Raw genomic sequence first — 6649 nt, forward strand, 5'->3', positions numbered from 1 at the left:
CCCCGTTATAGAGTTTTAATACTGGCCCATGTCGTGGGCCTGCTTTTCCAGACGCCTGATGCGCTCATCCATCGGCGGGTGGGTCGAGAATATCCGGACCAGACCGTTCGCAGAGAACGGGTTCACGATCCAAAGGCTGGACGAGGCCGGGTTACCGAACTTTATCGGATCCTTCTTTACGCCCGCCTCCAATTTCCTCAACGCTCGGGCCAGGTACAGAGGCCTTCCGATAAGCTTGGCCCCTTCAAAGTCCGCCTTGTATTCGCGGTTACGCGAGATCGCCAGTTGGACCATCATTGCTGCGATCGGCGCGGTTATCGCCACTCCGAGCATCAATAGGAATCCTCCGTTGTCCCGGTTGTTACCCCCTCCGAACAACGAACCGTAAAGCGCCCATCTGGCGGCAAACGATATCGCCCCGGCGATGGTCGCGGCCACGCTCATGACCAGTATGTCCCGGTCCTTCACGTGTGCCATCTCGTGCGCCAGCACGCCCTGGAGTTCGTCATCGTCCAGCAGCCTCATGATCCCCTCGGTCGCGGCCACGGTCGCGTTCTTCGGGTTACGCCCGGTAGCGAACGCGTTCGGCATGGTTGTAGGGATGATGGCGATCTGCGGCATTGGCAGGCCAGACCGGTCTGCGATGCTTTTCACCGTGCGGTAAAGGCGAGGAGAATCGTTCATCGTGACTATCTTCGCCCGATATGACCAGAGAACGATCTTCGATGAGAAGAAGTAAGATACCGCATTGATCAGTGCTGCTAAACCAATGAAAACGATCAGCCCCAGCAGCGGATTTCCAATGAAGTAGGTACCGACCAGCCATCCAATTACCATGAACAGACCGATCATGACCCCGAACAGGAGCATCGTCCTGAGAGTAGCGCCAATTGCACCCATCTTTACACCCTTTCGCATCAATGAAAGAATCGCTATATAAAGCATTTGAAATCACTTCTATAAAAAGGCACTGGTGAAGATGTTCCCTAGCACGATTGTCCAGCTATTCGATCTTAATGACTCGATTAGGCAAAGAAGGGTAATAATATGGAATGACGGCAATATCGGCCTGTCATGAAAGCAGTGGTGACTGGCGGGGCAGGATTCATAGGAAGCACTTTGGTGGATCGGCTCCTCGATGAGGGGAACGATGTGGTTGTCGTCGATAACCTGGACCTGACCAGTTCGGGGAGGGCGAACTACCTCGAGCCTCATTTCGAGAATGAGCGGTACCGCCTGGACAAGATCAGCGTTCTGGACCTGGACGGACTAAGGCAGAGCGTGGTGGGGGCGGATGTGGTCTTCCATCTGGCCGCTCAAGCCAACTTATCGACAATAGACCCTGTGATGGCTCAAATGGAGATCACCGGAACGCTCAACGTGCTGTTGGCGGCGAAGAATGCGGGCATCAGCAAGGTCATCTCCTCTTCGTCAGCATCGGTCTACGGAAATTCCCGCTCGCCTCCGGTCAAGGAGACCGATCCTACTGGCCCCACCTCACCTCTTGGATCCGGCAAACTTGCGGCAGAGGAATATTGCCGGCTCTTCCACGAGCTGTATGGATTGAAAACGATGTCGCTTCGGTATTTCACCGTCTTTGGGCCGAGACAGCAGCCAAATTCTACTATCGGTGCCCTCACGGAGAGCGTCCTTAGCGGCCGACACCCCCAGATAATCGGAGGCCCTGACCAGGTTGGAGATTACCTGTTCGTCTCTGATGCGGTTGAAGCGATACTTCGTTGCGCTCACTGCGATGATCTCAAAGGCCAGGCGTTGAACGTATGCTCAGGCAGGGCCACAACCACGGATCAGCTTGTGAGGGCGATAATGGATGTGACGGGCAGATCGGACATGGAGCCGGAATACCTGCCCGGAGAGGACGAAGAAGCGCGTATCTGGGGGGACAACACCTGGGCCAAAGAACTCCTGGGCTGGGAGCCAAGGATACCTCTGGATGAAGGATTGGGCAGGCTCGTGGAATGGTATGAAAAGTCTGGGACCTGATCCAGTGGGCAGGTCCGATTAGATCTCAGAAGGTCAAGAAGAGGTTTTTAGAGGGCCACGTAGACCACGTGGCGCCCACGCTGTTCTGCCTTTATCTTGCCCTTCTCGACATAGTCGAGCAGCATGGATTGGAGCTCGTCCTCCTCCATTCCAGAGGCTTTGACCAGCTCCATGAATGTGTGCCCCTCCGTACTTGCCATCAGCTCGAGCGCGCGCTTCTTGATGGCTTCGGCCTTCTCCCTCGCCTCCTTCTCGCGGAGTTCCTTTTCCTTCTCCGAGGCAATCCGTTCGATCTGGATGGCGGTCATCTCCATCGCACGGCCCCTGAAGTTCGCCACATCCTTCTCCAGAAGGTCGGCCAGTTCATCGATGTCGATCCCGGTGTCGCGCCACTTCTCCAATCTTTCGCGGCAGGATGGAATCGCATTGGCGGAACCTTCGAATGGCTTACCCGAGGTTAGCATATACCTAACCCCCGAGCCCTTGAGCGCGGAATGCAGCAATTCCAGCTTTCCCTGGAAATCGGCATCATCAACCACCTCGGACTCGAATGCCTGTTGACCGTTCATCTTGTGAAATCCGTGATCGTTGAATGTCCCCTCGACCTTGACTGGGGACATCCCTTCACTGGAATATACGACCTTGATGTAAGCCTTCATTTCTGAACCTTCTTGGAAGAGACAAATGTATCCGATAATAAATCTTGGCGTTCGGAAATCATTTAGAGAACTTTCGAATGACAATAGAGATATGGAAGGAGATGATTGAGTATCAATGAGCCGAGAGGAAGAACTCGTCACCAAGTGGTTCCGAGAGTATTATTCCAGATCCCCCCCGCCCCTGCCGCCGAAGCACATGGAGCGGGAGTTCGGTTTCATGTACATGGGGAAGGATTTCGTGCGTCGACACCTGGCGTTCCCCGACCAGGCGTCGCTCAACCGTTTTCTGGTCAGCACGGTCCCGTCCCACGTTTACTATTCAACAGCGCTATACCAAAATCCCGGAGCACCTACCATGGACGGCAAGCTATGGAAAGGCGCAGATGTGATCTTCGACCTCGATGCAGACCACATACCTGGCGCCGCAGGACTCACCTTTGAGGAGATGCTTGCCCAGATCAAGAGGGAAATGATCCGACTGCTGGACGATTTCATATTGGACGACCTGGGATTCTCCGAGAAGGACATCGAGGTGACGTTCTCCGGTGGCCGGGGGTACCACGCCCACATCTACAGCGATAAGGTGCTCAAGCTCCGACCCCATGAACGTTCCGAGATAGTCGACTATGTGGCGGGGAGGGACCTGGACTTTGACTGGGTGTTCCCCGAAAGGACCAAGATGGTCACCAAGTTCAAGAACGGTCAGCGTCTCGACAAAGGCACGGCATTCCCGGTCGAGGAGTCGGGGGGCTGGAAACGGCGCATGAACCAGGGTGCAAAGAAATTGTTCGAGGAGTTCAAGAACCTGAGCGTGGTGGACGCAAAGATCCGATACAAATCGTTCGCCTCGGTCGATGAGAAGCTCCTCACCCTGCTGAAGAGGGAGCTGTTCGAGATCAGGGAGGACCTTACCGGGGCCGAGCTGATGTTCCGGGACGGCTCTTTCGATTGCATCGACGACCGAGTGAAGAAGATCTTGATAGGATGGCTGACCGATGAGGTCCCTCCCCGCTCATCCGCACAGGTGGATGAACCGGTCACCCGGGACATAAAGCGGCTTATCCGGCTTCCATACTCGCTGCACGGCAAGACCGGCCTGAGGGTCATCTCGATGACGCGGGAGGAATTGACCAGCTTTGACCCTTTGAGGGATGCGTTCCCTGAGATATACCCGGACACACCGATGAAGGTCAAACTGGCAAAGAGGATCGACATGAGGCTGAAGAAAGAACGGTTCACGGGAGAGGGAGAGATCGAGGTGCCGACATGGGCGGGCATCTTCCTGGTTCTCAGGAAGTATGGAACCATCGCGTAGGGGCGGGCCTATTTTTCGCTAGTTGTATCCAGCAACCATAACTATTTAACCTGAAATTCTCAATTTTCCTCCGCATTCTGATGAAGACTGGTAGGAAGTTTGAGGGCGGATACCGAATAGACAGCATCCGTCGGGTTAAGAGATACCTGTACATAGTCCAGATACTGATCATTCTGGTGTTCGCCACATACATGATCGTCGCCGGCGGAGGATTCGGGCTCAAGCCGTTCTACCTTTCGATCAACTCGTTCATCTACTTCGTCATGATCATGCTCCTGGTCATCGCGGTCGAGAGCTTCGTTTTCACCAGTCTCGAGATGCGGTTCTTGAAGAGCAACAGCACGAAGCATCACATATCCAAACTGCAGATAAGGCGAGCCGCCTACGTGATCGTTGTCTGCGGGATCGTCATCTTCGTCCTTTGGGCGCCGTTCATAACCAAATCCTTGGAGAACACCATGTCAAGCAACGATTCCCTGGTGGCGGACTCGGTGTTCGTTGCGGACAGCAGGAACTTCTATAACGACGACCCTCTCGGAGTGACGGCGATAAAGACAGCGACCTTAGAGTCGACCGGTGCGGCAACGGTCTTCATCATCTCTGAGGCGAACTGGCTTCAATTCGGGGGACAGGCCAAGGAAATAGTGGGCCAATACCGGATCAACACCAACCAATACCTCGTCAACACAACGCTAACGGTCGATTTCCCCGAGCTCTCTCATTCAAAATATTACATACTGGCCTATTCCGAGACCGGAACGCCGGTGACCATCACCTACAAACTGAGCAGCGGCATATCGCCGACCCTCTATAGCTTCGTCCCGGTCCTGGCATTGTTGTTCATCGTGACCTATGGGGCATGGGGAGCCTACCTGACCCTGAGGTCCGGTTCATATTCGAAGGGTTCCGGCATCTCCCATAGATGATCAGAGGAAAGCGCAGCAAACATCCTTCCTTTCCACTTTGAAGCCGAGGTGCTCCAGTCGTCTGACCGTCTCCGGAGAGGGGACGGCTATGCCGGCGATACCGGCCTCGCAGCATCTGACCTCGATATCGGGATTCCCCCTTGGCCTCATGCAGCCCAGGTTGACGGGGCAGCTCAGGGTGTCGACCGCGTATTCGACCATCTCCAGCAGATGATCGTCGGAGACGATCGGGAACTTCTCCATCCTCGTCCCTGAGGTCGGAATGAAGGACAGCAAGGACAACGAAGAGATGGGGTATCTGGCCGCTAGCTCTATCGCAGACCTTTCGCCGGAACGTTCCTCACCGTTCAGACCCACGCAGACGTGGGGCACGACATGTTCGGCCCCCGCCCGGAACAGCGATGCCAGTGCCTCCTCGTATGCTTTGGGCGGGACCTTTAATCCGAGCACGCCTTCGATCACCCGGGGGTCCTGAACGAGATCGATGCAGAAGATGTCAACGCCTGCCCTGACCAGCTCTGCGGCCTCTGCCTCTCCGATGAGCCCCGGATGTACGCTTACCTTCAGCTTCGTGTTTCGCTTGATGTCTGCGATCGCCTGTGCATACCGACCGAGGGGGACGTTGGCGCTCCGATCGCACCCTCCGCTGAGCAGGAACCCCAGACAGCCTTGGCCTTCCAGGTCCTCGGCCAGGAGCCGGAGCTCCTGTGGGGTCTGGGCTGACCGCATCCCTTTGAGATAGTGTCCACCGCAATGGCCGCACCGTAACTGGCAATGAGAACCGGTCACCGAGATCGAAGGAAATCGACCGCTGGGATAATACGCCGCCAACGTGGACTTACGACCCATTCTCGACACTATATAGACCAAAAGGTTTATTGCTTAAACACCTTTCCACGGGGGAGGCGAGCTCATGCAAGGATACAGAGCAGTTGGCTCATACAAGTTCAGCAATATGAATTACCGTTCCGAAACCCAGGACTTCAAGATCGAGGTCGCTGCAAAGGACGAAAAGGATGCTGTTCACCAGATCATGTCAAACATTGGCAGCAGGCACCGCATCGAGAGGAAGAACATCACCATCTCCGAGCTGACGGCGCTCAAGAACGAAGAGGTTACCGACCTCGTCGTAAAGCACCTTATCGGTGGTCAGTAAATGAACGAGCAGGAGCTGCGTCAGGCCTTGGGCACGCTGGAAGTGTACAAGGCACAGCTGGAGGCGGTCGCCGAGCAGCAGCAGCTCATACAGATGTCCTTGGAGGAGTATTCTCGGGCCAAGGACACGCTGACAGAGTTCGCCAAGGCTCCCGAGAACGGACAATTGCTAGTTCCGATCGGCGGCAACTCATACGTTTATGCTTCGGTGGCCGACAACAAGAAGTGCCTGGTCGGCGTCGGTTCCGGCATCACCGTGGAGAAGGGCATCGAGGAGTCGATCCAGCTCATGACAGTCAGGATTCAAGAGATGCTCGACGCCATGAAGAAGATGAACGAGACGCGCAGTGCGATGGAAATGAAGAGCGCTCAACTCCAGCAGATAGTGCAAGAAGAGTACCAGAAAATGCAGGCGCTGCAACAGCAGCAACCCCAGTTCTGAGGTAATCGATGTTCGAGTCGCTGAAGAAGGTCTTCGGCATCAAGCCCAAGGACATTCCCCTACCGGAAAAGGCGGAGGAATTGGTCGGCGACTCCGGAAGGAAGATCTCCGAAAAAGATCTGGACGAACTTCTCTGGGAGCTCGAACT

At 55.2% G+C, this 6649-nt stretch carries 8 protein-coding genes; 5 read left to right on the plus strand and 3 right to left on the minus strand.

Features of this window, described 5'->3' with window-relative positions:
* Window positions 1-15: 15 nt before the first annotated feature.
* Window positions 16-918, minus strand: coding sequence for a zinc metalloprotease HtpX (locus VGK23_08565; protein ID HEY3420589.1), 903 nt, complete (start codon window positions 916-918; stop codon window positions 16-18).
* A 156-nt stretch (window positions 919-1074) separates the two neighbouring features.
* Here VGK23_08565 and VGK23_08570 point away from each other — a divergent pair, with 156 nt between their 5' ends.
* On the plus strand, window positions 1075-2004 hold the full coding sequence (locus VGK23_08570) for a GDP-mannose 4,6-dehydratase (protein HEY3420590.1): 930 nt from the start codon (window positions 1075-1077) through the stop codon (window positions 2002-2004).
* Between the two features lie 47 nt (window positions 2005-2051).
* On the opposite strand, the gene VGK23_08575 is transcribed toward VGK23_08570, so the two are convergent.
* Window positions 2052-2663: a hypothetical protein gene (locus VGK23_08575; protein HEY3420591.1), complete on the minus strand. Its 612-nt coding sequence runs from the start codon at window positions 2661-2663 to the stop codon at window positions 2052-2054.
* A gap of 115 nt (window positions 2664-2778) precedes the next feature.
* On the opposite strand from VGK23_08575, the gene priS reads away from it, so the two are divergent.
* The gene (priS, locus tag VGK23_08580) at window positions 2779-3978 is read left to right on the plus strand and encodes a DNA primase catalytic subunit PriS (GenBank protein ID HEY3420592.1); all 1200 of its coding nucleotides are present in this window, start codon (window positions 2779-2781) and stop codon (window positions 3976-3978) included.
* 80 nt (window positions 3979-4058) lie between these two features.
* Window positions 4059-4904, plus strand: a complete 846-nt coding sequence (locus VGK23_08585) for a hypothetical protein (protein HEY3420593.1) — start codon at window positions 4059-4061, stop codon at window positions 4902-4904.
* On the opposite strand, the gene VGK23_08590 is transcribed toward VGK23_08585, so the two are convergent.
* Window positions 4905-5753, minus strand: coding sequence for a radical SAM protein (locus VGK23_08590; protein HEY3420594.1), 849 nt, complete (start codon window positions 5751-5753; stop codon window positions 4905-4907).
* Window positions 5754-5817: 64 nt separating this feature from the next.
* On the opposite strand from VGK23_08590, the gene rpl18a reads away from it, so the two are divergent.
* Both rpl18a and pfdA read left to right on the plus strand, forming a co-directional pair.
* Complete coding sequence (gene rpl18a, locus VGK23_08595) at window positions 5818-6060, plus strand: 50S ribosomal protein L18Ae (GenBank protein ID HEY3420595.1); 243 nt, start codon at window positions 5818-5820, stop codon at window positions 6058-6060.
* Window positions 6061-6501 (plus strand): prefoldin subunit alpha, encoded by a 441-nt coding sequence (pfdA, locus tag VGK23_08600; GenBank protein HEY3420596.1) that lies wholly within the window; start codon window positions 6061-6063, stop codon window positions 6499-6501.
* Window positions 6502-6649: the final 148 nt, after the last annotated feature.

This window comes from Methanomassiliicoccales archaeon (assembly GCA_036504055.1).
Lineage (GTDB): Archaea > Thermoplasmatota > Thermoplasmata > Methanomassiliicoccales > UBA472 > DASXVU01.

What these genes read in the sequence shown, in the direction of transcription:
- VGK23_08565 (HEY3420589.1), bottom strand. Translation starts at nt 918, where the DNA reads ATGCGAAAGGGTGTAAAGATGGGTGCAATTGGCGCTACTCTCAGGACG.
- VGK23_08570 (HEY3420590.1), top strand. Translation starts at nt 1,075, where the DNA reads ATGAAAGCAGTGGTGACTGGCGGGGCAGGATTCATAGGAAGCACTTTG.
- VGK23_08575 (HEY3420591.1), bottom strand. Translation starts at nt 2,663, where the DNA reads ATGAAGGCTTACATCAAGGTCGTATATTCCAGTGAAGGGATGTCCCCA.
- priS (HEY3420592.1), top strand. Translation starts at nt 2,779, where the DNA reads ATGAGCCGAGAGGAAGAACTCGTCACCAAGTGGTTCCGAGAGTATTAT.
- VGK23_08585 (HEY3420593.1), top strand. Translation starts at nt 4,059, where the DNA reads ATGAAGACTGGTAGGAAGTTTGAGGGCGGATACCGAATAGACAGCATC.
- VGK23_08590 (HEY3420594.1), bottom strand. Translation starts at nt 5,753, where the DNA reads ATGGGTCGTAAGTCCACGTTGGCGGCGTATTATCCCAGCGGTCGATTT.
- rpl18a (HEY3420595.1), top strand. Translation starts at nt 5,818, where the DNA reads ATGCAAGGATACAGAGCAGTTGGCTCATACAAGTTCAGCAATATGAAT.
- pfdA (HEY3420596.1), top strand. Translation starts at nt 6,061, where the DNA reads ATGAACGAGCAGGAGCTGCGTCAGGCCTTGGGCACGCTGGAAGTGTAC.